This is a genomic window from Floccifex sp., assembly GCF_051873495.1.
Classification (GTDB): Bacteria; Bacillota_I; Bacilli_A; order Erysipelotrichales; family Erysipelotrichaceae; genus Floccifex.
Map to the genome: position 1 here is coordinate 1 of NZ_JBJEEX010000137.1, position 22,750 is coordinate 22,750.

24 protein-coding genes are annotated in these 22,750 nt (G+C 33.2%); 3 read left to right on the forward strand and 21 right to left on the reverse strand.

The features are described from left to right. The first annotated feature begins 80 nt into the window (after positions 1 to 80). Complete coding sequence (locus ACI313_RS09075) at positions 81 to 836, forward strand: alpha/beta hydrolase (RefSeq protein ID WP_320607578.1); 756 nt, start codon at positions 81 to 83, stop codon at positions 834 to 836. Positions 837 to 872: 36 nt separating this feature from the next. Here ACI313_RS09075 and fusA read toward each other — a convergent pair whose 3' ends face one another. The 15 genes from fusA to gap form a co-directional block, all read right to left on the reverse strand. After that, positions 873 to 2,942: an elongation factor G gene (gene fusA, locus ACI313_RS09080; protein WP_320607579.1), complete on the reverse strand. Its 2,070-nt coding sequence runs from the start codon at positions 2,940 to 2,942 to the stop codon at positions 873 to 875. Positions 2,943 to 2,954: 12 nt separating this feature from the next. Further along, entirely contained in the window at positions 2,955 to 3,626 is a 672-nt protein-coding gene (locus ACI313_RS09085; protein WP_320607580.1) for an ankyrin repeat domain-containing protein, read from the reverse strand. A gap of 223 nt (positions 3,627 to 3,849) precedes the next feature. Beyond that, the gene (locus ACI313_RS09090) at positions 3,850 to 6,189 is read right to left on the reverse strand and encodes a glycyl radical protein (RefSeq protein ID WP_439755836.1); all 2,340 of its coding nucleotides are present in this window, start codon (positions 6,187 to 6,189) and stop codon (positions 3,850 to 3,852) included. A gap of 35 nt (positions 6,190 to 6,224) precedes the next feature. Further along, positions 6,225 to 6,944, reverse strand: coding sequence for a deoxyribose-phosphate aldolase (deoC, locus tag ACI313_RS09095; RefSeq protein ID WP_320607582.1), 720 nt, complete (start codon positions 6,942 to 6,944; stop codon positions 6,225 to 6,227). Positions 6,945 to 6,999: 55 nt separating this feature from the next. After that, on the reverse strand, positions 7,000 to 9,033 hold the full coding sequence (gene rnr / locus ACI313_RS09100; RefSeq protein WP_439755837.1) for a ribonuclease R: 2,034 nt from the start codon (positions 9,031 to 9,033) through the stop codon (positions 7,000 to 7,002). Between the two features lie 43 nt (positions 9,034 to 9,076). After that, entirely contained in the window at positions 9,077 to 9,307 is a 231-nt protein-coding gene (gene secG / locus ACI313_RS09105; protein ID WP_320607584.1) for a preprotein translocase subunit SecG, read from the reverse strand. A 119-nt stretch (positions 9,308 to 9,426) separates the two neighbouring features. Next, complete coding sequence (gene nusG / locus ACI313_RS09110) at positions 9,427 to 9,975, reverse strand: transcription termination/antitermination protein NusG (protein ID WP_320607585.1); 549 nt, start codon at positions 9,973 to 9,975, stop codon at positions 9,427 to 9,429. An 8-nt stretch (positions 9,976 to 9,983) separates the two neighbouring features. Further along, positions 9,984 to 10,181 (reverse strand): preprotein translocase subunit SecE, encoded by a 198-nt coding sequence (secE, locus tag ACI313_RS09115; protein WP_320607586.1) that lies wholly within the window; start codon positions 10,179 to 10,181, stop codon positions 9,984 to 9,986. Positions 10,182 to 10,190: 9 nt separating this feature from the next. Next, the gene (gene rpmG / locus ACI313_RS09120; protein ID WP_439755838.1) at positions 10,191 to 10,340 is read right to left on the reverse strand and encodes a 50S ribosomal protein L33; all 150 of its coding nucleotides are present in this window, start codon (positions 10,338 to 10,340) and stop codon (positions 10,191 to 10,193) included. 38 nt (positions 10,341 to 10,378) lie between these two features. Then, the gene (locus tag ACI313_RS09125) at positions 10,379 to 10,981 is read right to left on the reverse strand and encodes an HTH domain-containing protein (protein ID WP_320607588.1); all 603 of its coding nucleotides are present in this window, start codon (positions 10,979 to 10,981) and stop codon (positions 10,379 to 10,381) included. A gap of 22 nt (positions 10,982 to 11,003) precedes the next feature. Beyond that, positions 11,004 to 11,717, reverse strand: a complete 714-nt coding sequence (rlmB, locus tag ACI313_RS09130; protein ID WP_439755839.1) for a 23S rRNA (guanosine(2251)-2'-O)-methyltransferase RlmB — start codon at positions 11,715 to 11,717, stop codon at positions 11,004 to 11,006. Then, positions 11,714 to 12,100 carry a Mini-ribonuclease 3 gene (locus tag ACI313_RS09135; protein WP_320607590.1) on the reverse strand — a complete coding sequence of 129 codons (387 nt, stop codon included), beginning with the start codon at positions 12,098 to 12,100 and terminating at the stop codon, positions 11,714 to 11,716. Before ACI313_RS09135 ends, rlmB begins: the two co-directional genes overlap by 4 nt. Then, positions 12,100 to 13,434, reverse strand: a complete 1,335-nt coding sequence (gene cysS / locus ACI313_RS09140) for a cysteine--tRNA ligase (RefSeq protein ID WP_439755840.1) — start codon at positions 13,432 to 13,434, stop codon at positions 12,100 to 12,102. Before cysS ends, ACI313_RS09135 begins: the two co-directional genes overlap by 1 nt. Positions 13,435 to 13,446: 12 nt before the next feature. Further along, positions 13,447 to 13,611: a hypothetical protein gene (locus ACI313_RS09145; RefSeq protein WP_320607592.1), complete on the reverse strand. Its 165-nt coding sequence runs from the start codon at positions 13,609 to 13,611 to the stop codon at positions 13,447 to 13,449. Positions 13,612 to 13,715: 104 nt separating this feature from the next. Next, positions 13,716 to 14,729 (reverse strand): type I glyceraldehyde-3-phosphate dehydrogenase, encoded by a 1,014-nt coding sequence (gene gap, locus ACI313_RS09150; protein ID WP_320607593.1) that lies wholly within the window; start codon positions 14,727 to 14,729, stop codon positions 13,716 to 13,718. 132 nt (positions 14,730 to 14,861) lie between these two features. On the opposite strand from gap, the gene ACI313_RS09155 reads away from it, so the two are divergent. Next, a complete protein-coding gene (locus ACI313_RS09155) occupies positions 14,862 to 15,359 on the forward strand; it encodes an Lrp/AsnC family transcriptional regulator (protein ID WP_320607594.1) in 498 nt (165 codons plus the stop codon). Continuing rightward, a complete protein-coding gene (locus ACI313_RS09160) occupies positions 15,359 to 16,522 on the forward strand; it encodes a pyridoxal phosphate-dependent aminotransferase (RefSeq protein ID WP_439755841.1) in 1,164 nt (387 codons plus the stop codon). Before ACI313_RS09155 ends, ACI313_RS09160 begins: the two co-directional genes overlap by 1 nt. Before the next feature lie 29 nt (positions 16,523 to 16,551). On the opposite strand, the gene ACI313_RS09165 is transcribed toward ACI313_RS09160, so the two are convergent. The 6 genes from ACI313_RS09165 to ACI313_RS09190 all read right to left on the reverse strand — a co-directional run. After that, complete coding sequence (locus ACI313_RS09165; protein ID WP_439755842.1) at positions 16,552 to 18,258, reverse strand: phospho-sugar mutase; 1,707 nt, start codon at positions 18,256 to 18,258, stop codon at positions 16,552 to 16,554. Between the two features lie 128 nt (positions 18,259 to 18,386). Continuing rightward, a complete protein-coding gene (locus tag ACI313_RS09170; protein WP_154459032.1) occupies positions 18,387 to 18,656 on the reverse strand; it encodes an HPr family phosphocarrier protein in 270 nt (89 codons plus the stop codon). A 50-nt stretch (positions 18,657 to 18,706) separates the two neighbouring features. Beyond that, entirely contained in the window at positions 18,707 to 20,158 is a 1,452-nt protein-coding gene (locus ACI313_RS09175; RefSeq protein WP_320607863.1) for a glycogen synthase, read from the reverse strand. Further along, a complete protein-coding gene (glgD, locus tag ACI313_RS09180) occupies positions 20,158 to 21,279 on the reverse strand; it encodes a glucose-1-phosphate adenylyltransferase subunit GlgD (RefSeq protein WP_320607864.1) in 1,122 nt (373 codons plus the stop codon). The genes ACI313_RS09175 and glgD overlap by 1 nt, the downstream gene beginning before the upstream one ends. Before the next feature lie 5 nt (positions 21,280 to 21,284). Further along, complete coding sequence (locus tag ACI313_RS09185) at positions 21,285 to 22,424, reverse strand: glucose-1-phosphate adenylyltransferase (protein ID WP_439755843.1); 1,140 nt, start codon at positions 22,422 to 22,424, stop codon at positions 21,285 to 21,287. A gap of 127 nt (positions 22,425 to 22,551) precedes the next feature. Beyond that, positions 22,552 to 22,750: hypothetical protein (locus ACI313_RS09190; protein WP_439755844.1), on the reverse strand; the 199-nt coding region annotated here is incomplete at its 5' end.

Below are 22,750 nucleotides of genomic sequence, written 5' to 3' on the forward strand. Positions count from 1 at the left end.
ACAGTAAGAAGTATCCGTGAGGACTTCAATTTCTCGATGTGTTTGAGTATATTTGGACACATTTTGAGTAGCAGGAATTTATGGTATTTACTCGTGATATATGGATTACGCCTTTTCAATTAAATCGTAAACTACATATTTATATGCCCGAGAACATTCAAGAAAATGAACGTTTTCCTGTTTTATATATGTTTGATGGACATAATTTATTTTATGATAATGTCGCAACTTATGGTAAAAGCTGGGGTATAAAAGAATACCTAGACAACAATAATGGTCGTGTTATCGTTGTTGGTTTGGAGTGTAATCATAATGGTAATGAAAGATTAAATGAGTTTACTCCATATGATTTTTATGAAGAAGAATGGGGTTATATTGAACAAAGAGGACAAATCTTAATTGATTGGATGGTTAATGAATTAAAACCATTTATTGATTCTCAATATCCTACTAAACCAGAACGAGATTACACTTATATTGGTGGTTCAAGTATGGGCGGAACCATGAGTTTGTATATGGCTATGCATAATTCTAAAACTTTCTCTAAAGCAATTTGCGTATCTCCTCACATTTATCCGATGTATAAAAAATTCAGAGAAGAATTTGATTGTCATATTGAACCAAATACGCAGATTTATATTTCCTGGGGTGGAAATGAATATCCTACACATCAATTATTCGCAACCGTAACGGATCAAAATTTACAGATTATTCGAGCTTTATTGAAAAAAACAGGAGTAGATGTCATTCCTCATGTCTTTAAAAACGATGCACATTGTGAACAATCGTGGCAAAAAGAACTTCCTATTTGGATGAAGGAATGTAATATCGCATAAGAAAAGAGGCAATCGTAAGACTACCTCTTTTTCACTTTATTGTTTATTTGCTTCAATAATGCGTTTTGCGATAGGTTCAGGTACTGGGTCATAACGATCCATTTCAATTGAATATGTACCTAATCCTTGTGTCATAGCACGTAATTCAATAGAGTATTTAGGGATTTCAGCCATTGGCACTTGTGCTTCGATTAATTGATCACCATCTTCTGGTGTCATACCCATAATAGCTCCACGACGTTTATTTAAATCACCAATTACCGCTCCAGTATATTCATCTGGTACGCGAATAGAAATATTCATAATTGGTTCTAATAAAATTGGATGACACTTAGTCATTGCATCTTTGAAAGATAAATGAGCTGCTAATTTAAATGCCATTTCACTTGAATCAACATCATGGTATTTACCATCTTTTAGCGTTGCTTTCATGTTCACAACTTTATAACCTGCAAGAGGACCTTTTTCACAACATTCTCTTAATCCTGTTTCAATTGCTGGGAAGTATTGTTTTGGAACGGCACCACCAAATACTTTTTCTTCGAATACCATTTCTTCTGTTCCACGATTTGGTTCAAAATCAACGAATACATGTCCAAATTGACCATGTCCACCCGATTGTTTTTTATGACGACCCTCTCCTGTTGCAGCTTTTGTGATTGTTTCACGATACATAATTTTTGGATCTGAAATCTTAACTTGTGCTTTGTATTTATTTTTCAATTTATTTAATACAACACTTAAATGTTGATCTCCAATACCATAAATCACTGTTTCTTTTGTTTCTGGATTCGTAGTTACTTTGAAAGTAGGATCTTCTTCAGCAATACGTGCTAAACCATTTGATAATTTATCTTCATCGTTTTTCGTTGCTGGTGAAATAGCTTGTCCATACATTGGTTGTGTAAAGACAATTGGAGGAGCCATTAATAATTTACCTTTTTCACATAAAGTATCATTTGTCTTTGTATTTTGAAGTTTATTGATTGCTCCAATATCACCTGTAAATAATTTACCAGCTGCTGTTTGGTGTTTTCCTTTAATTACGAAAATAGTACCTACTTTTTCAGGTTTTCCATTATTTCCATTAACCAAAGTAGAATCAGATGATAATACACCAGATAATACTTTTACATAGCTAATACGTCCAACAAATGGATCGGCAATTGTTTTAAATACTTGAGCTGTTAAAACTTCTTGTTCAGTTGTTAATAGATCAACACTAACACCATTTGGTGTAACGGCTGTATACATACCTTTTTCTGAATATGTTGGGAAATAAGTAACAATCAAATCCATTAAACGTTGAATCCCAATTGACTCTGTTGCAGATCCTGAATATACCGGAATAATTTCACCATTACGAATTCCAATACGAACACCACGAGTTAATTCGGCATCCGAGAATTCTTCACCAGAGAAGAATTTTTCCATTAATTCATCATCACCCATAGCAACGGCTTCCGCAATTTGATCTTTATATAAAGCAACTTCTTCAACCATGTCTTCTGGAACTGGTTGTGGTTTATCGCCTTCTGCTTTTGGTCCTTTATAATACCAAGCTTTATTTTTGATGATATTTACTGAACCAACGATGCTTCCATTTTCAATAATTGGAACTTCAAATGGAATAATACTCTTTCCAAATTCTTCATGTAAAGCACTATATGCATCCGCAAAACTTGTGTCTTCTTCATCCAAGCGATTGATAAAGAAAATAGTTGGTTTTTTAGATTCGATAGCTTGTTTATAAGCTAATTTAGTTCCTGATTGAAGAGGATCTTTAGCAGAACATACAATTAAAGTACTATCACCAACCGCAAATCCACTTTCTTTTTCACCAACGAAATCTAAGTAACCTGGTGTATCAATAAAGTTAATTTTACAATCTTCCCATTCAATTGGAATAATAGAAGTATAAACTGATAATCCACGAGCAATTTCTTCTGCATCAAAGTCAATCATTGAAGATCCATCGCTTGTTTTACCAAAACGATCCGTTGCTTTCGTGTAATATAACATGGCTTCCAATACAGAAGTCTTACCTACCCCGCTGTGTCCAACAACACTAACATTTCTTACTTCAGAACTTAAATAATCACGCATAATGAATCCTCCCTATTTTAGAATTGGCTCTAATTGAGCACGACAATGTTCACGTACATAATCTAAGGCACGATTACCTTGTTTATCGACCATATCAACATCGGCTCCATAAGCAATTAATTTTTCTACTAGTGAAGCATATCCACCAAAGGCAGCTCTCATTAAGCTTGTACATCCATTATTATCAAACAAATTCACATCAGCATTTCTTTCAAGTAATAAAGCAATTGTATCGCGTTTAAAGGCAATACATGCTTCCATTAAAGCAGAACGACCTACTTCATCTTGGGCATTGATATCTGCACCAGCATCTAATAATAAAGCAACACAACGATCTTGTCCTAATAAACATGCTCTCATTAAAGCGGTTCTTCCATTATCGTCTTTGGCATTTACATCCGCTCCTGCATCAATCAAAGCTTTACAAATTGTCTTATTTCCTTTTTTAGCAGCTCCCATTAAAGCTGTTTTTCCATTTTTATCTGTTAAATTCACATCAGCACCATTGTCAATTAACAATTGCACAATGTCTTTACGATCTCTTTTTGCAGCTCTCATTAAAGCCGTTCTTCCATCGCCGTTTTGATAATTAACATCGGCTCCACCTTTAATTTGAGCAGCTGCCATAGAAAATTCACCGTTCGCACAAGCATCCCAAAATACTTTATTGAAATTCTGATCCATTTTGTTCGTCCTCCTTTTTGAATCAAATACAGAAAAACTGGAATATTCTCATAATATCCCAGTTATATCATTAAAAAGGAGATTGACTCAATTTTATTATTTTCAATAGTAACAGTTTTATTCATGAGTACCACTCCCTTCGTTTCTGATTTCATTCTAACAAAAACAAAATGAGATACAAACAGAATGCCAAACAAGCCATTTTTGAAGCCAATTATGCCATTTAAAAGGAATTTTCGGTTCTAGCGATAATCGCATCTTGTGTTTGTGGCATCAAAGAAACAAATTGAGCACAATATCCTGCCACACGAACAATTAAATCTGTATATTGTTCTGGATGAATTTGGGCTTGTCGAAGTACATTGGAATCAATCACATTAAATTGATTGTGATAAATTCCTTTTTGAGCACTCACAATTAAAAAGTCTACAAATAAGTCAAAATGATCGATTAAAGACTGTGACATAAATCGCATATTTAATAATTGTCCTGCTGCCACTTTTTCATTAGGAAGTTTACTTACAGAATTAATAAGTGCTGTAGGTCCCTTAATGTCAGTTCCTTGCGTTGGTGAACAACCTTCATTTAAAGGAGAACCAGCCATTCTTCCATCAGGTGTTGCTCCTACCACAAAACCATTAGGTACATAGCTTGTAATGTTGCTTGTTGACATTGTGTAACATGAAATCATTGGTCCTTTGTCTTTTCGAATCGTTTGATAATTAGGCAATAATTCTAAATAAGAATCAAATACATCTTTCACAATATAATCCACTTCATCTACATCATTACCAAATTTATCAAGTTTCATAATCTTTTTATGAATTCTTTTTCCTGATTCACTTTGCCAATTGTTCTTCATCGCTTCAAGTAATTCATCCATTGTGAATTCTTTATGTTCAAAGACTAATTTCTTGATAGTATACAAACTATTGCCTACTACACTAGGTCCAATATTAGATTGAGATACAACATCATAACGACAACCACCTTGTTTTAGTGTTTTTCCTAATTTCAAACTATCGCATACTAAGCAAGACGCAAAGGGATCGGCATCGTATTTTTCTAAGCTTTTATCGCAAATTTTATCGCATTCTACAGCAATATCTGTATAAAACTTTAGGTAATCTTGCCATTTTTTCCACAATTCATCATAGTTAGAAGCTTGTTTAGTTTGTTTCATACAAATACCAGTATTTAAATCAATGCCACCATACAACATGATTTCTAATACTTTTCCCCAGTTTACATAGGTCATTCCCGTAGCACGGTGTCCATATTTTCCTGGCACGCCTGTTTCGACACAACCAATAGGACAATAATCATACGCATCGATTTTCGGAATACCTAAATCCAATAAACCTTTGATTGCGACTTCATCATTAAACATACTTGGCATTCCACATCCTGTGGCAATTAGTTTCGCACAAGCTTCAATAAATTTTCTTGGACTGTTTTGATGATATCGGGCTGAAAAATTAGGTTCAGCTAAAGAACAATTATGCATAGCTTCAATGCATAAGTAACTCAATTCATTAACGCCTTCACTTCCATCTGGTTTAAGTCCTCCTACGACTAGATTTGAATACAATGGATATCCTTGTGAAAATTTAGTATGTTCATAAGGACGTACTTTATTTTGTGAAGACAACATTATAAACATATGGGTAATAATTTCAAGAGCATCGTCTTTTGTGATTATGTTCGTTTCAATGTCGTGTTGATAAAAAGGAAGAAGATATTGATCAAAGCGACCGAAACAAAATGAGTGACCATTACTTTCAATCATTAAAAGAACATGAATCATATATACAATTTCTACGGCTTCATAAAAACTTTGACAAGGTTGTTCCAACATTGTACAAGCGATTTCACTCATTTTCTTCAGTTCTTTTTTTCTTGTGATATCTTGTTCTTTATCAGCAAGTTGTTCGAGCAATGTTCCAAAACGTTTACAAAACGATAATGCCCCTTCTAAACTAATAATGACAGATTGATAATAATCATTCGAATCGTTGTCTAAATGACTTTTCGCTATATCAATTAGTTTACGAAATCCTGTATTCAGGATCATTTCATAATCACAAACAATATGGCCATCCCCACTCATACTGATTCCACCACGATGAATAATACCTTGTTTTTGAGCCAATAAAATGTCTTCAGTAATATTTCGATTTACTTCATCTTCGTGAGTATTTCCTTTCCAATAAGGATAAATGGAACGTAAATCTTGTTTGGTTTGTTCATCAATTTTAAAGACATCACCTTTTCTTTTTTCAAATTCATCGAGTTCATCAATCACCCATTGAATAGAGTATTCTGGAAAAATAGGTGCTGCAAAGTTGTGACTTGCCTGGTTTCCAAAAATCAATGAATCTTGTTCCACATAGATGTCCATATGATTTAAAGTATGTGCAAAAGCCTTCGCTTTTTTGAGAATGTAAGAATCTTGTTCATTATTTTTAAAAGATTGAGTATAAAGTAAAGCACGTTGGGAACATATACTAGCTTCCCTTTTCTCCATTTTTTTTCGAAGTCTATCTATTCTTTCTTGATTCATAACCCTGCTCCTAAAAAAATAAGTAGAGTACAACTCTACTTATTCAAATTCAATACAACTGGAACTGATTTGTATCCAACACCCATACGATCAATTCCCATATCAATTAATTGTAAGAAATGTTCACGTGTTCGAATGCATCCACTTCCTTTAATTTGGCATTGTCCTTGCACCTCATCCATCATAACTTGAATAATTTCTGGAGTTGCACCATGTGCTTCATGTCCTGTTAAGAATCCAGTTGATGTTTTAACGAAATCCGCATTGGCATCCATTGCACAATGGCATGCTTTTTTAACTTGTTCTACTGTTAAGGCATCCGTTTCAAAAATTACTTTAACTGGTACATTTTTTTCATGACATGCATCTACAACTGCTTTAATATCTTTTGTGACTTCGTCATATTTTCCTGAACGAATTAATCCAAAGTTAGCAACGATATCCAACTCACCAATGACATCGGCATAGTTGTCTACTAGGATTTTAGCTTGGGCTACTTTTGATTCTGTTGAACTTGTTCCAAATGGGAAATCACATACAGGACATAATTTTGTTTTAGTTCCTACAACATATGGTTTACATAATTCCATATATCCTGGGTTAATACAGATTGTTGCGCATCCTAAATTTACACCATCTTTTGTTAGTGCAATGATTTCATCTTCTGTGAATTCCGGTTTTAATACTGAATAATCAATGTAAGAAGCTAATTCTTCTAAAGTCATTTCAGAAGCTTTTTTATTTGGTTTTTTCATGTTTATCACCTCTACGAAAATATTAGAACATTTTCGAACATATGTAAACATACAATTATGCAATACCAAAAGTAATTTGTCCTTTTTGACGATTTACTTCACTCACAATTACTTTTACTCTTTGTCCCATACTATAACTTGTGTGTTCTCCTTTTAAAGTCATTGTTAAAGCATCGTATTCAAAGAAATCATATAAAGAACGAACAGGAACCAATCCTTCAATACAATTATCCAATTCAACAAAGAAGCCAAATTCTAATACCGATACAATAGTCCCTTCAAATGTTTCAAATTGATGTGATTCCATATATTCAGCCATTTTATAATCATTGACTTTTCGTTCCACAAAAATAGCGTCTCTTTCTTTTTGGGACATCTGCATACTTTGTTTTTCAATTTTTTTGTTGTCTTTATTAATGTTACCCTCTGTTTTTTCAAAACAATATTTACGAAGCATTCGATGAACGACTAAATCCGAATATCTTCGAATAGGTGAAGTAAAGTGACAATATTCTTCTTCAGCCAATCCAAAGTGTCCTGTACATTCATGGGAATAACACGCTTTTTGCATAGAACGAAGTGCCATTCTAGAGACAACTTCAAAATCATTTTCATCTTCAACCGATTCTAATAAAGTTTGAATCGATTTTGATGAAATGTCTTCATAATCAAATAGTAGATGTAAGTTTTGTGTTAATTGGATCAATGGTTCTATTTTCTTTTCGGTTGGTTTTTCATGGACACGATACATACATGGTAATTCTTGTTTATGTAAGTAATTCGCAACGCATACATTAGCCAAAATCATACATTCTTCAATAATTTGTTCTGAGAAACCTCTTGGTTTTACTTTAATAGACACTGGTTTTCCTTTTTTATTTAATTGGATCACAGGTTCTTTGGTATTAAAGTCAATGCATCCTCGATCATAGCTTCTCTGATTTAATAAAGACGCACATTGCGCTAAATTAATAAGATCTTGATATATAGGTTCATATTGACGAATAGCTTGTAGATTGCCTTCTAACAGTTGATTTACACATGTATATGTACAACGCATATTAGAATGAATTAAGCTTGGATATACTTTATAACTTGTACAGTTTCCATGTTCGTCTATTTCCATTTGGCATGTGATTGTGCATCGATCAACATCTGGGTTTAATGAACAAATACCATTGCTTAATTTAAAAGGAAGCATGGGTACAACTCGATCACATACATAAATGCTTGTACAACGAGCATAAGCTTCTTGATCAATCGCACTTCCTTCTTTTACATAATGGGATACATCCGCTATATGGACATATAAACTATATCCGTATTTTTTCTTAACAATACTAATGGCATCATCAAAGTCTTTCGCATCATCCCCATCAATAGTAAAAGTAATCAAATCGGTTAAATCAGTACGATTTAGACGATCTTTTTTTCCTACTTTATCTGGTATTTGTGTTAATTCTTTATCAATGCTACGATTAAAATCCATACGAACGTTGTTTTCCAATAATATGGATGTAATATCAACACCTTTATCTTTAATATTTCCGATAATTTGTTCTATTTCAACCATCATAGGATTATCGTATTTTACTATTTTCACAACTGCTTTATCGTGATTGTGAATATTAAAATCATCGATATTCTTAATAACAAACGAACGATGATAGTCAATATCACTTAAGAAGCGATAGCCTTTTTTGGATTTGATAAATTCACCAGTAATCTTATAGATTCCTCTGGTAAATATTTTTTTGATTTTCCATACACCATTTTCTCTTTGTGCTAATACTTCATCTTGTTCAAATACATTTTTGGCATATTTCTTTTCCACATAAATTCTTGTATCTTCATTGGAAACCATGAATTCATCTTTAGAGACGTCTTTTACTTTTCCAACGACATCGCTTGAACTAATATATGAATAAAAAGAATGGTTGTTGATAATAATTCTTTCTTCTTCTAATTCATTTAAGGTTTTAATTAATTGTGTTAAATCATTTGCACTTGTGACATGTAGATTTTCTCTTAACTCTTCTAATTTCCATTTTTTTCTTCGATGAAATAATTGTAATAATGATTCTCTCATGTTTTCACTTCCTTTCCTAAAAAAAAAGACCATATGGTCTTCTTTAAATGACTTGTAATGCGATAACGATAACGAAAAATAAGATTCCACAAAATAAAGTCATACGACTAATTACTTTTTCTGGACCTCTTTCTTTTTGAACCGCAAATAAATTCAAATCTCCACTACCTGTGAAAGCAGCTGATAAACCATCTGATTTACCACTTTGAAGCAAAGTCAAAATAATAATAATTCCTGATAAGACCATCAAAACTATATTTAAAATATCTTTCATAAAAATCACACTTCCTATTTTTTGAGTATAACACATCTTTTGTTAAATTCAAAGACACATTAAGTATACACTATTTTTAAATCATTTCAAAAAAAGAGTGAAAGTATATCACCCTTAACTTATTCTTCGATTTTCTTTAAATCGATGTATGGAATTTCTGTTGGTGTTTCACGACCAAATAAAATCAACAATACAGTTGCTTCTTTCTTTTCATCATCCATAGCTTCAACAGTTCCTTCTGATCCTTCAAAAGCACCATTTAAAATTTGAACTGTATCACCGATTTCAAAATCAACTTGAACATTTAAGTCTTGACGACCTAAACGACGTAAAACAGCATCCACTTCTTCTTGTGCAACTGGGAATGGTTTAGCACCTTTACCACTTGAACCAATGAATCCTGTTACTCCTGGTGTATTACGTACAACATACCATGCTTCATCTGTCATGATCATTTGTACTAATAAGTATCCTGAGAATAAGTTATGTACTTTTTCAACTGGTTTACCGTTTTTGTATTCGATTTCTTTTTCTTCAGCAACAACAACTTGGAATAAAGAATCTTCTAACCCCATTGTCTTAACACGACGTTCCAAATTGTTTTTTACATTATTTTCTTGTCCAGCGTATGTGTTAACAACATACCATTCTTTTTTTAATTCAGACATATTTCCTCCTACGCTTTGATAATTAAATTTAATAAACCAGAAGCTGCTACTTCACAAATAAAGAAATAGGCTCCAAATAATAAAGTAAAGACAACAACAATTCCGCTTGTCTTACATAATGTTTTGAATCCTGGCCATTCAACGGCTTTTAATTCTTTCATAACTCCTTTTGGAGAATATACACGATCTTTTTTTGTCTTTGACATTGTATAACCTCATTTCGTTTCTTTATGCAAAGTATGTTTACCACACTTTGGACAATATTTTTTGATTTCTAAACGCTCTATATGCGTTTTTTTATTTTTTGGTGTTGTATAATTTCGTGACAAACATTCTGTACACGTTAAAATAACTTTATCTGCCATAATAATCTCCTATAACTAGATTAATTTAGCACTAAAGTTCAAACTTTGTCAATCTTTAATAACCATTTTCTAATTTTTTTGATTCGATATTGCACTCCCTGTCGACTCAAATGCACTTGCTTCGCAATTTCTTGGCAATTATCTCCTTGCCATTTTGCCTTTAGTATTTCGTAATCCAATGGTTTTAATTCGTTTTGTGCTCTTTCAAAAATTTGTTCACATGTAATCGAACCTACGACATAATCATGTAATGAACAATCATCACTACCCGAAATAATTTCACCATAAGTTGTGTGGTGAGTTTCATTAATAGCCATATCTAGACTTACCGTATAAGCTAGGTTATATGATGATGTTCGCGATATCATTCGTATAATATCAACACATCGATTACGAACAACTGAGCAATAATAATTACAAAAGCCCATTTTAGAATCTAATCGATAGCTTTCTAGGCTTTGCACAAGTAATTGATCAAACATTTGAAAGTAATCTTCTTGTGTGCAATATAACGCAAATTGCGATGAAAATTTGTTTTGAATTACTGACTTTACAACCGGTCGAAAGAATTCAATGATAACCGGTAAGGCTTCTTCATCTTTTATAAAATAATAATATATCCATTCATTTAAATTAATCATTTTTGCTCCCTAAAGCAAAAAATTACAGAGGATTTCTTTGACTAAAAATTTCATACAATAAAATACCGCATGCCACCGATGCATTCAATGATTGAATTTGGCCTGCCATTGGAAGAGTAACCATATAGTCACATTGTTTCTTTACAATTGGACTAATTCCTTTTCCTTCGTTTCCAATAACTAAAACAGTAGGTACATCATACATTCCTTCACGGTAGTCTCTAGCGTTTACCATATCTGTACCAACGATCCAATAGCCTTGTTCTTTTAAAGACTTTACCGTTTGATTCATATTTGTGACTATAGATACTGGAACCGTATAGACAGCTCCTGTACTTGCCTTAATAGCAGCCGGAGTCAATCCAGCGCTGTTATGTTTACATAAAATCACACCATCCACACCTGCGCAATCACAAGTACGCAAAATAGCGCCTACATTGTGTGGGTCTTGTATTCCATCTAAGGCAACCAATAATCCTGGTTTTTTAGCTTTCGCAACAAGTGTTTCAACTGAATAAGTTGGGATTTCTTTTACTTTACATACAATGCCTTGATGTGTTTCATTTTTTGATAATTTATCGAGTGTTTGTTTAGAACAAACTTCATATGGAACATTTAATTCCTTAACTGATTTCCATATTCTTTGATCTGTTAGTCCTTTTAAAATATATATTTTTTCAATCGCAGCTGGATCATTTTTTAATTGTGAATACACATTTTTTCCATAAACAATCATAAACTATCTCCTAATTCAATAATTCTATCAAGGCACATTTCTAAGCGTTGTTCGTGTTTGTATAAATATAAATACCCTAATAAAGCTTCTAAAGCGGTTGCTTTCAAGTACGTAGACCCGTCAGCATTTTTAGCTTTTGAATGAATAGTCGCATTTCTTCCTCGATTTAAAATCACATTTTCATCTTCATTAAAGAAATTTTCATCCATCATGGTTTCTAAAATAGAGGCTTGTCCTTTTGCAGAGCAGATTCGGCTGCTCTTCTTTTGAAGAATATTAGGTTTTTGATATCCTTTTGCCAATAAATGTTCACGAACACGTAAGCTCATAATGGCATCGCCAATCCACGCTAAGCTTGTCGCATTTTCTTTGACGATTTCCATTAGATAATTCCTTTTTCTTGTAAAGTAGTACGATATTGATCCGCTACTTCGTAATTTTTTTCTTTAACTGCTTTACGCCAGTTCATATACATGTCTTTATCTTCTTGAGTCATTTTTAAACGATCAAATTCGATTCCTAATACATATAATTCTTTTTCTAATGTATTCACAAGTTTCATAAGAAGTTGTGTATCTAAAGGACGTTTACGAACATTTTGATTGATTTGTTTAACTGTATCTAAAATAGTTGTAATCGCATTCGGTGTATTTAAATCATCATTTAAAGCATCAATAAATGTATTCCATAGACCTGGTTCTAATTCATCGTTTTGTGTAACATTTTCTAATTCTAATTGTAAACATGCTTGTTTATACGCATTTTGAATTTTATTTAATTCTTTGATAGCTGCATCAAATACTTCATCACTTAAATTCATTAAGGCACGATATTGAACAGAAATCATAACCCAACGAACAACGTTTCCACCAAATTGTGCAATTAAATCTTTTGCCCAGCGAACGTTTCCTAGTGATTTAGACATTTTTGTTCCATCAATATTAATCATTCCATTGTGAACCCATGTATTGGCAAGTTTTGTATGGTTGCATGCCTGGCATTGTGCCATTTCGTTTTCATGGTGTGGGAATTTTAAATCTAATCCTCCTCCATGGATATCAATTAAATCTGTTTTGAAGACGTCTTGAATCATTACAACACATTCTGTATGCCATCCTGGTCTTCCTTTAGACCATGGTGAATCCCATTGAATTCCTTTATCCGTAGCTTTCCATAAAGTAAAATCTAATGGATTTTCTTTTTTAGAGTTTTCATCAATACGTGCTCCAACAACTAAGTCTTCCATATTTTGATGAGATAATTCACCATATGTCGGATCACTCTCAATTCTAAAATAAACGTCTCCGTCTACTTGATAAGCAGCTCCTTTTTCAATTAATTTAGCAATAAAATCAATAATTTTATCCATTGTTTCGGTAACTCTAGGACTTACATCAGGTAAATCTGCATGTAATCCTAATCGTACTTCATTGTATGCTTTAATGTATTTGTCTGTAATTTCTTTTTCGCTTACATTATTTTCAATTGCTGTGTTAATAATTTTGTCATCTACATCGGTATAGTTACTAACAAATGTAACATCATATCCTTGCACTTCAAGTGCTTTTTTCAATGTATCAAAAACAACTATTGGCCGGGCATTCCCGATGTGTGGGTAATTGTAGACAGTTGGTCCACAAACATACATTGAAATGTGATTTTCTTTAATTGGTTTTAATTCTTCTATTTTTTGAGAATAACTATTATATAACTTCATAACTGCCTCTTCCTACTCTTCTTCATTTAATTGTAATGTCAGATCACGGAATTGTTCTAATAAATCTTCATCAATTCCTTGTTCTTTCATTTGTTCTAAATAAACTTTATCTAAATCATCGACGTCCTTTGTTAGTTCGTCACGATCTTTTTTTGATAATTGTGTTCGAATTGCCATATATTAATCCTTCCAATCGTATAAATAGAATACCGTAAATGTAGTTCAATTTCAAGAATTCAAAAAAAAAGACATCACGAATGATGTCTTTTCATAACTAGTTCTTATCCTAATTCAGCAAAGTATTTGATTGTACGAACCATTTGGCTAGTGTATGAGTTTTCGTTGTCATACCAAGAAACAACTTGCACATGAGTGTTTCCATCTTCCATTTCGTGTGCCATTGTTTGAGTAGCATCGAATAATGATCCATAACGCATACCGATGATGTCGCTAGAAACTAATTGTTCTTCAGTGTATCCGAATGATTCAGTTGAAGCAGCTTTCATAGCAGCATTGATTTCATCAACTGTAACTTTTCCTTTAACAACTGCAACTAAGATAGTTGTAGATCCTGTAGGAGTTGGAACACGTTGAGCAGATCCGATTAATTTTCCGTTTAATTCAGGGATAACTAATCCGATAGCTTTTGCAGCACCTGTTGAGTTAGGTACGATATTTACGGCAGCAGCACGTGAACGACGTAAGTCACCTTTACGTTGTGGTCCGTCTAATGTCATTTGGTCTCCAGTGTAAGCATGAACTGTAGTCATGATTCCTGATTGAATTGGAGCTAATTTGTTTAAAGCATCAGCCATTGGTGCTAAACAGTTTGTTGTACATGAAGCAGCAGAGATAATAGTATCTTCAGCAGTTAATGTATCGTGGTTTACATTGTAAACGATTGTTGGTAAGTCATTTCCTGCTGGTGCAGAGATAACAACTTTACGAGCTCCTGCATCGATATGAGCTTGAGCTTTAGCTTTTGAAGTATAGAATCCTGTACATTCTAATACTACATCTACTCCTAATTCACCCCAAGGTAATTTAGATGCATCAGCTTCAGCATAGATAGTGATTTCTTTACCATCAACGATGATAGATCCTTCACCAGCTTGAACTTTATCAGCTAATTTGTAAGTTCCTTGACTTGAATCGTATTTTAATAAGTGAGCTAACATTTTAGGGCTAGTTAAGTCATTGATTGCTACAACTTCATACCCTTCTGCGTCGAACATTTGACGGAATGCTAAACGTCCGATACGTCCAAAACCATTAATTGCAACTTTTACTGTCATTTCAGTAAATCCTCCTTTAAAATTCTACTTAATTATAAAATCCTTAGACTACTTTGTCAATAAATTCGCAAACGGATTAGTTTTTAAGATTACATACTTTGTGATAGAATAAAAAGCAAGGAGGATTTTTACATGAATCATAATAAAATCCTTGAACTATTAGAAAGTGATGCTCGCTTAAGTGTTCAAGATTTAGCAGATATTCTTAATGAAGATAAAGACGATATTCAAAAATCCATCAAAGAAATGGAAGACAACAAAATCATTTGTGGATATCATACTGTAATTAATTATAATAGAGCTTTAAAAAACCAAGTAATCTTAGCTTTCATTGAAGTTAGTTGTACGCCTCAACGTAATAAAGGATACGATCAAACCGCAACAATGATTGCCAAATACCCTGAAGTTTCCAATATGTACTTATTAAGTGGAGATTGTGATTTTCTATGTTTAGTAGAAGGAAAAACAATGTTTGAAGTAGCTCGCTTTGTTTCCGATAAAATCGCATGTGTTGAAAATGTTATTTCAACAAAAACATTGTTTGTATTAAAAGAATACAAAAAAAGTGGAATTGTCATGATTGATAGCGTGGATGATAATTCTACAGATCGTTTAGTTGTTACTCCATAATGAAACAAATATCAAAAACCGTACAAGAATTAAAGCCAAGTGGAATCCGAAAATTTTTTGATTTAGCCAACGAAATTGAAGGCGTTATTTCTTTAGGTGTTGGTGAACCTGATTTCGATACACCTTGGCATATATGCGAAAACGCAATACACGCTATCTCTCATGGAAAAACTCACTATACAGCCAATCGTGGTTTATTAGAATTACGTAAGGCTATCAGTGAATTTCATGCTCTTCGCTATGATCAACATTATAATCCCGAAGATGAGATTATTGTTACGGTAGGAGGATCGGAAGGAATTGACCTTGCGATGCGTACTTTATTGGATCCAGGTGATGAAGTTATTTGTATGGACCCTAACTACGTTGCCTATGCCCCTGCGGTTGAATTAGCGGGTGGTAAAGTTGTTTCGATTCAATTAAAAGAAGAAAATGATTTTAAATTATTACCTGATGATTTAAAACAAGCAATTACGCCTAAAACAAAAGCGATTATCATTAACTTTCCTAGTAATCCAACTGGTGGAGTTATGACATATGAAGACTATGAAAAATTAGTTCCTATTATTAAAGAATCAGGTATCTATGTTGTATCCGATGAAATTTATGCGGAATTAAGTTATGATCAACCATTTGCTTCCCTAGCTCAATTTGAAGAAGTTAAAGATCAGATTATTGTTATTAATGGATTTTCAAAAGCTTTTGCGATGACAGGTTGGCGTTTAGGCTATTTATTATCGAGTAAAGAAGTCTCATCAGCAATGAATAAAATTCATCAATATGTCATTATGTGTGCTCCTGTTAACGCTCAATACGCTGCCATCGAGGCTTTAGCACATGGTATGGATGATGTTGTTAAGATGCGAAATGATTATTTGGATCGTCGTAATTTACTTGTTTCACGCTTAAATCGCATGGGATTAAAAACAAATATGCCTCATGGTACTTTCTATGTTTTCCCTTCTATTAAACAAACAGGGATGACTAGTGAAGAATTCTGTGCCAAGCTTCTTGAAGAAGAAAAAGTAGCTTGTGTTCCTGGAAATGCTTTTGGACAAAGTGGTGAAGGTTTTATACGTATTTCTTATGCGTATTCCATGGATCATATCAAAAAGGCTTGTGATCGTATAGAACATTTCTTACAAAATCACATAAAACAATAGGAACCATCATTTGATGGTTCCTCATTTTTTTATTTATCTGTTCCTGTTAATTGAGCAATTGCTTTTTGGTAATTCAAAGTTTTTTCATGAGCTTGTTCTTTTGAATCGCCTTTAATGCAATAGTAGAATTTAATTTTTGGTTCTGTTCCAGATGGACGAGCAGCAATCCAGCTTCCATCTGATAAATAGTATTTCAATACATCGGATTTAGTAAATCCAGTTAATTCACGAACTGTATCTCCTTCTTTAATAACACATTCTTTGTAGTCTTCTGACTTAACAACAGGTGTTCCACCAATTTCTTTAGGTGCATCGTTTCTTAAATCTTGTAAGATTTGTTTAATACGCTTAGCACCTGCTTCTCCACTAAGTGAAATCGCAACTTGACTTTCTTCGTATGTACCGTTTCTTTCATATAATCCATCAAGAACATCGCATAAATCTTTTCCTTGTGCTTTATAGTATGCAGCCGCTTCAGCAAGCATTAAACAAGCTTGTGGCGCATCTTTATCACGAACAAATGGACTAATTAAAGAACCATAAGATTCTTCATATCCAAACACATAATTCTTTTCATGTGTCACTTCATATTTCGCAACTTTTTCACCAATAAACTTAAATCCTGTTAAAGTTTTTTCTGTTTCAACTCCATAATTGGCAGCTGTTTTTTCACCTAAGTCACTTGTAACTACGGTATTGAACATAACTGGATTTTCTGGCATTTTTCCTTGTGCTTGCAATTGCGATAAAATATATTCAATTAAAACAGCACCGGATTGGTTTCCAGTCATTACAACGTATTCACCATTATGTTTTACACCGACTCCCATACGGTCAGCGTCTGGGTCACATACCAAAATAACATCTGCATCGTTTTCTTTAGCGTATTTAAGGGCTAATTCATAAGCTCCAGCTTGTTCTGGATTTGGTGTAGGTGTATGAGAAAAATCAGGATCTGGGCTACATTGTTCAACAACTGGAATACAAGTATAACCAGCTCGTTTATAAACTTCTTGAACAGGAATATTAGCTGTTCCGTGTTCTGGTGAGAAGACAATTTTGATGTCTTTTTTCACATCCGGATTTAATTGAATACTTAATACATTTTTATAGTATTCTTCATCGACTTCTTTTCCAATAACAGTGATCAATGATTTTTGTTCTTCAGAACAATTCGCATCAATTGCTAATTCATCTTCAATCGCATTTACGCGGTCAATGACTTGTTGTGCTAAACAAGGAATTAATTGACATCCTTTGTCATCATATAATTTATATCCGTTATATTCTTTAGGGTTATGACTAGCTGTAATCATAATTCCTCCAAAGCATCCTAAATGACGAACCGCAAAACTTAGTTCTGGAGTTGGTCGTAATGATTCGAAAACATAGGATTTAATATTATTTTTGGCTAATAGATTGGCACAATCAAAAGCTAATTCTTGTGACATGTGACGGTTATCGTATCCAATCGCAATTCCTTTTTGGCATGCTTGTTCTCCATTAGATACAATGTAGTTTGCATATCCTTGTGTTGCTTTACGAATAGTATGAATATTAATACGATTTGTACCAGGTCCTAAAATTCCTCTCATTCCAGCTGTACCAAACTCAATTAATGTGTAGAACGCATCATTTTTTTCTTCTGCGTTCATGTTAGCTAAGTCATCTTTGTAGCGTGGATCCAAATTAGGATGACTTACCCATTTTTCATATCTTTCATCAACTAAAGACATTTTAATATCCTCCTAAATATATATTCATTATATCACTTTATTGTTTATATAAAAAAGAAATCGTTTTCAATTTTCTAAAAAAACGACAAAAAAAGGAGGATTTATTATCCTCCATCTATCTCATCTAATTAAGCGATGATTTTTTGTTCACGTAATGTAGCTTCAATCTTAGCGATAGCGTCGTCTTCATCTTCTCCTGAACAACTGATAGTGATTTCAGATTGTGTAGGGATTCCTAAAGACATAACTCCCATGATTGATTTCATGTTTACTTCACGACCTTTGAATGCAACATTGATATCACATTTAGGGAACTTGCTAGCTTGGTTTACAGCAACAGTTGCTGGACGAGCATGAAGTCCAACTGGATCGATTACAGTTACAGTGATTTGTTTCATTATATATTCCTCCTAATAAGCTTAATAATATTTTATTCTTTTTAGCACTTTTAATCAAGTAATTCTTTATACAATGTCGTATAAATGGAAGCGCTCTTATGCCATGAAACATCTTTTGTGATAGCATTCTGCATGAGCATGTCCCAGTCTTCTGGATTGTTATAATATAAATCAATGGCATCATTTAATTTATTCATCATATCCACTGAATCATATTTTTCAAAACTAAATCCTGTTCCAGTCTTGTCATATTGATTATATGGCTCAACCGTATCCTTTAATCCACCTGTTTCACGAACTAAAGGAAGTGCTCCATATCGCATCGCACATAATTGTGAAATACCACATGGTTCAAATAAACTAGGCATCAAGAATAAATCACTTGCGGCATATACTTTATGTGCCAAAGCTTCATTATATCCTTGATAGAAAACAATCTTACCTTTGTTTCCTTCTTCTAGATTTCTAAACGTGTGTTCAATTTGTCCTTCTCCAGAACCTAAAATAAAGACTTGAATAGGACTAGCACAAATAGCGCTTAATTGTTCCATCATTAAATAGAAACCTTTTTGCCATGTTAATCTAGAAACAACACCCACCAATAAAACATCTGGATTTACTTTTAATCCATATTCTTTTTGAAGGGCAACTTTATTAGCTTTCTTTCCTTCTTTAACATTAATTAAATCATAATTTTCATAAATATCTGGATCTGTTTTAGGATTCCAGAATTTAATGTCGATTCCATTTGTGATTCCCCATAAATCATAGCGACGCATATTTAAGATACCTTCCATATGTTCACCATATTGAGGAGTCAAAATTTCTTGTGAATATGTAGGTGATACAGTTGTGATTTTATCTGCATATACAAATGCCGATTTCATAAAAGAAATACCTGTATCAAATCGTACCGCACCGTTTTCATATAAATAATATGGAACACCTAGACAAGGAGTTAAAATACTGGCATCAAAATTTCCTTGGAAAGAAATGTTATGGATGGTGAATACCGTTTTAATTTGTGAATAACGATAATCATCACGATGGCATTCTTTCAACATACAAGGAATCATACCACTTTGCCAATCGTGGCAATGCATAATTTGTGGCCAATAATTCAATTGATGAAGCATTTCCAAAACCGCTTTTTGGAAATATCCAAATCGTTCTCCATCATCACCGTATCCATATAATCCATCTCGTTCAAAATATCCTGCATGTTCAACAAAATAGTATTTAACGTCTTCAACCATTGAAGAATAAATACGAACAGGAATTTCACGATAATAAATTGATACAGTGTACTCTGATTCAAAAGTAAATACTTCGTTAAAACGATCCGCGTATTTATCTTTTATTTTTTTATAAAATGGCATAATAACAGATACTTCATGTCCTTGCTCTGTTAAAGCGGCAGGTACGGAACCAATAACATCCGCCAATCCTCCGGTCTTCACAAAAGGAAGTCCTTCTGAAGCGACCATTAAAATTGTTGCCATTAAATTTTCTCCCTTCTACCAATGTATAAAGGTTCATAATCTTGTCCAACTAATTCTTTTTTATGAAGAATTTTACTATGTTTATCAATGATTACGTTTTGTAAAATCGCATTTGGTGCAATTTCAACGTCTTCTGTAATTACACAATTTACAACTTTAGCACCTTTACCAATTTTACAGCTACGACCAATAATTGAGTGTTCTACAGTACCAGCAATTTGTGATCCATTAGAGATTAAAGATTGTTTTGCAGTTCCTTCTCCAATGTATACAACAGGAGCGGTATCCGATGTATTTGTGTAAATTGGCCAATTTGGATCAGAGAACATTTTCATGTTTTCTAATGATAATACATCTAAGTTGGCATCAAAGTAAGTTTTTAAATCATTAATGCAATATACTTTTCCACGATAAGGAATACCACGAACGTCCAATTCAGAGCATTTATCATTAATGATATCTTTTAACCAATACATTCTTGATACTTTACGTGCTTCTTCAATTAATGAAATAAAGATATCTTTTTTCATAATATAAGTTAATAAAGACATATCACGTTTTTTATAACGTCCAACATTTAATTCAATGCTTTCTACACCTTTTTGTTTGTTTAAATTTAATGTATCACAGTTGATATATTTTTCATTTGCGACAACTGTTGTTTTATAAAGAATGGAAATATCCGCACCACTTTCAATGTGTTGTTGTAATAATTCCGCATAATTTGTTACATAAATATAGTTTACAGGAGCAATAATGACATAATCATGTTTTGATTCTCTAATATTATTAATATTGTCATAATAACTTTCTACATCAGATGCATAAATAGAAGTTCCTAACCCTGTTTCTTTATATAAAGGAATCAAACTTAAGCTTCCATGTTTAGAGTTAATATTATATTGTCGTCCATCTCCCATGTGATCAAATAAAGAACGAGGATTTCCATTTAAATAAACTTCAATATCATCCATTCCAGAGTTTGTCATATTTGAAATAGGGATATCAACTAAACGATAACGTCCTAAAAATGAGAAAGAAGCAATGGGACGGTGTTGTTGTAATCCTTGTACATATACGGTTGAATCGTTATATGAAATAATTCCTAAAGCACTAGCCATATGTTCTATTCTCCTTTCTTCACGTTTTTCGCAACTAACGTGATTTCTTTACTATTGATTGAACCAACAGTGGCTCCCTCTTCTACTTTAACGCCTTCTGCTAAAATAGCACGATATACTTTAGCGCCGGCACCAATTTTAACACCTGGCATTAATACTGATTTTTGTACATCGGCTCCTTCACCAACAACGACTCCATTGGAAATAACGCATTCTTTAACGTCTCCATTGATAATAGCTCCTTGGTTAATGTAACATTTTTTTACACTACCTGTTTCAGAAATATAATGTGGTAGAGCAGGAATATCTTCTGTATAGATTTTCCAGTTTGGATCGTCTAAGTCTAATTCATTATTTTTGTTTAATAAGTCCATGTTGGCTTCCCACAATGAATCAATTGTACCAACATCTTTCCAATATCCTTCAAAGCGATAAGAATATAATCTCTTATTAGCATTTAAGAAATCAGGAATGATGTCTTTACCAAAGTCATGGTTACTTCCTTCACGGTTCATATCCGCAACTAAGGCTTTACGTAATTGTTTCCAGTTGAAAATATAAATTCCCATACTAGCTAAATTGCTCTTTGGTTGAGCTGGTTTTTCTTCGAATTCAATAATTCGTCCGTCTTCGTCGCAATTCATGATTCCAAAACGGCTTGCTTCTTCCCATGGTACTGGCATTACTGCAATGGTTAAATCAGCATTATTAGCTTTATGCGTTGCTAACATATCTGCATAATCCATTTTGTAGATATGGTCTCCAGATAAGATAAGTACATATTCTGGATCCACGTTATCTAGAAAATCGATGTTTTGAGTGATGGCATCAGCTGTTCCTTTGTAAACTCCAAATTTCGTTCCATCTTTTTCACTTGGTGGTAGTACATAAACTCCACTTCCTGTTGTATCAAGTCCCCATCTTTGTCCTTGTCCAACATATGCATTCAATGTTACTGGCTCATATTGTGTTAGAACTCCAACAACATTGATATCTGAGTTGGCACAGTTACTTAATGGGAAATCGATGATACGATATTTTCCACCAAAGTAAACAGCTGGCTTAGCGTTTTTCTTAGTTAAATCATATAAACGCGTACCACGGCCACCGGCTAAAATCATGGCGACCATATTATTTTGTTCCATAGTCATCCTCCTATACTTGTTACCTAATACAAGTATATCACTTTTATAGTAAATTTGTATTATTTTTACGTAAATATGAATGCGTTTACATTTTACTTTTTCGATAAAAAAAGAATAGAGACAAGCTCTATTCTGATCGTAATGATTCAACTGGATCTTTTTTAGATGCGATTTTCGATGGAATTAGACCTGCAATCAATGACAAGATAACGGAAATCACAACTAAAATTAATCCGCCTTGCCATGGTAAAATAGCTAAGTTCGCAACTCCTGTTTTAGCTTCTACAATGGTACTGATTGGCCAATTCAATAAAACGGTTAAGCCA

Coding starts and splice junctions, on each gene's coding strand:
- ACI313_RS09185 (WP_439755843.1), bottom strand. CDS start 22,424: ATGGAACAAAATAATATGGTCGCCATGATTTTAGCCGGTGGCCGTGGT.
- rlmB (WP_439755839.1), bottom strand. CDS start 11,717: ATGATTGTTTATGGAAAAAATGTGTATTCACAATTAAAAAATGATCCA.
- ACI313_RS09155 (WP_320607594.1), top strand. CDS start 14,862: ATGAATCATAATAAAATCCTTGAACTATTAGAAAGTGATGCTCGCTTA.
- ACI313_RS09075 (WP_320607578.1), top strand. CDS start 81: ATGGTATTTACTCGTGATATATGGATTACGCCTTTTCAATTAAATCGT.
- ACI313_RS09090 (WP_439755836.1), bottom strand. CDS start 6,189: ATGAATCAAGAAAGAATAGATAGACTTCGAAAAAAAATGGAGAAAAGG.
- secG (WP_320607584.1), bottom strand. CDS start 9,307: ATGAAAGATATTTTAAATATAGTTTTGATGGTCTTATCAGGAATTATT.
- glgD (WP_320607864.1), bottom strand. CDS start 21,279: ATGGCTAGTGCTTTAGGAATTATTTCATATAACGATTCAACCGTATAT.
- rnr (WP_439755837.1), bottom strand. CDS start 9,033: ATGAGAGAATCATTATTACAATTATTTCATCGAAGAAAAAAATGGAAA.
- secE (WP_320607586.1), bottom strand. CDS start 10,181: ATGTCAAAGACAAAAAAAGATCGTGTATATTCTCCAAAAGGAGTTATG.
- gap (WP_320607593.1), bottom strand. CDS start 14,729: ATGACAGTAAAAGTTGCAATTAATGGTTTTGGACGTATCGGACGTTTA.
- ACI313_RS09125 (WP_320607588.1), bottom strand. CDS start 10,981: ATGATTAATTTAAATGAATGGATATATTATTATTTTATAAAAGATGAA.
- ACI313_RS09085 (WP_320607580.1), bottom strand. CDS start 3,626: ATGGATCAGAATTTCAATAAAGTATTTTGGGATGCTTGTGCGAACGGT.
- ACI313_RS09135 (WP_320607590.1), bottom strand. CDS start 12,100: ATGGAAATCGTCAAAGAAAATGCGACAAGCTTAGCGTGGATTGGCGAT.
- ACI313_RS09160 (WP_439755841.1), top strand. CDS start 15,359: ATGAAACAAATATCAAAAACCGTACAAGAATTAAAGCCAAGTGGAATC.
- deoC (WP_320607582.1), bottom strand. CDS start 6,944: ATGAAAAAACCAAATAAAAAAGCTTCTGAAATGACTTTAGAAGAATTA.
- rpmG (WP_439755838.1), bottom strand. CDS start 10,340: ATGGCAGATAAAGTTATTTTAACGTGTACAGAATGTTTGTCACGAAAT.
- ACI313_RS09175 (WP_320607863.1), bottom strand. CDS start 20,158: ATGGCAACAATTTTAATGGTCGCTTCAGAAGGACTTCCTTTTGTGAAG.
- ACI313_RS09165 (WP_439755842.1), bottom strand. CDS start 18,258: ATGTCTTTAGTTGATGAAAGATATGAAAAATGGGTAAGTCATCCTAAT.
- cysS (WP_439755840.1), bottom strand. CDS start 13,434: ATGAAGTTATATAATAGTTATTCTCAAAAAATAGAAGAATTAAAACCA.
- ACI313_RS09145 (WP_320607592.1), bottom strand. CDS start 13,611: ATGGCAATTCGAACACAATTATCAAAAAAAGATCGTGACGAACTAACA.
- ACI313_RS09170 (WP_154459032.1), bottom strand. CDS start 18,656: ATGAAACAAATCACTGTAACTGTAATCGATCCAGTTGGACTTCATGCT.
- nusG (WP_320607585.1), bottom strand. CDS start 9,975: ATGTCTGAATTAAAAAAAGAATGGTATGTTGTTAACACATACGCTGGA.
- fusA (WP_320607579.1), bottom strand. CDS start 2,942: ATGCGTGATTATTTAAGTTCTGAAGTAAGAAATGTTAGTGTTGTTGGA.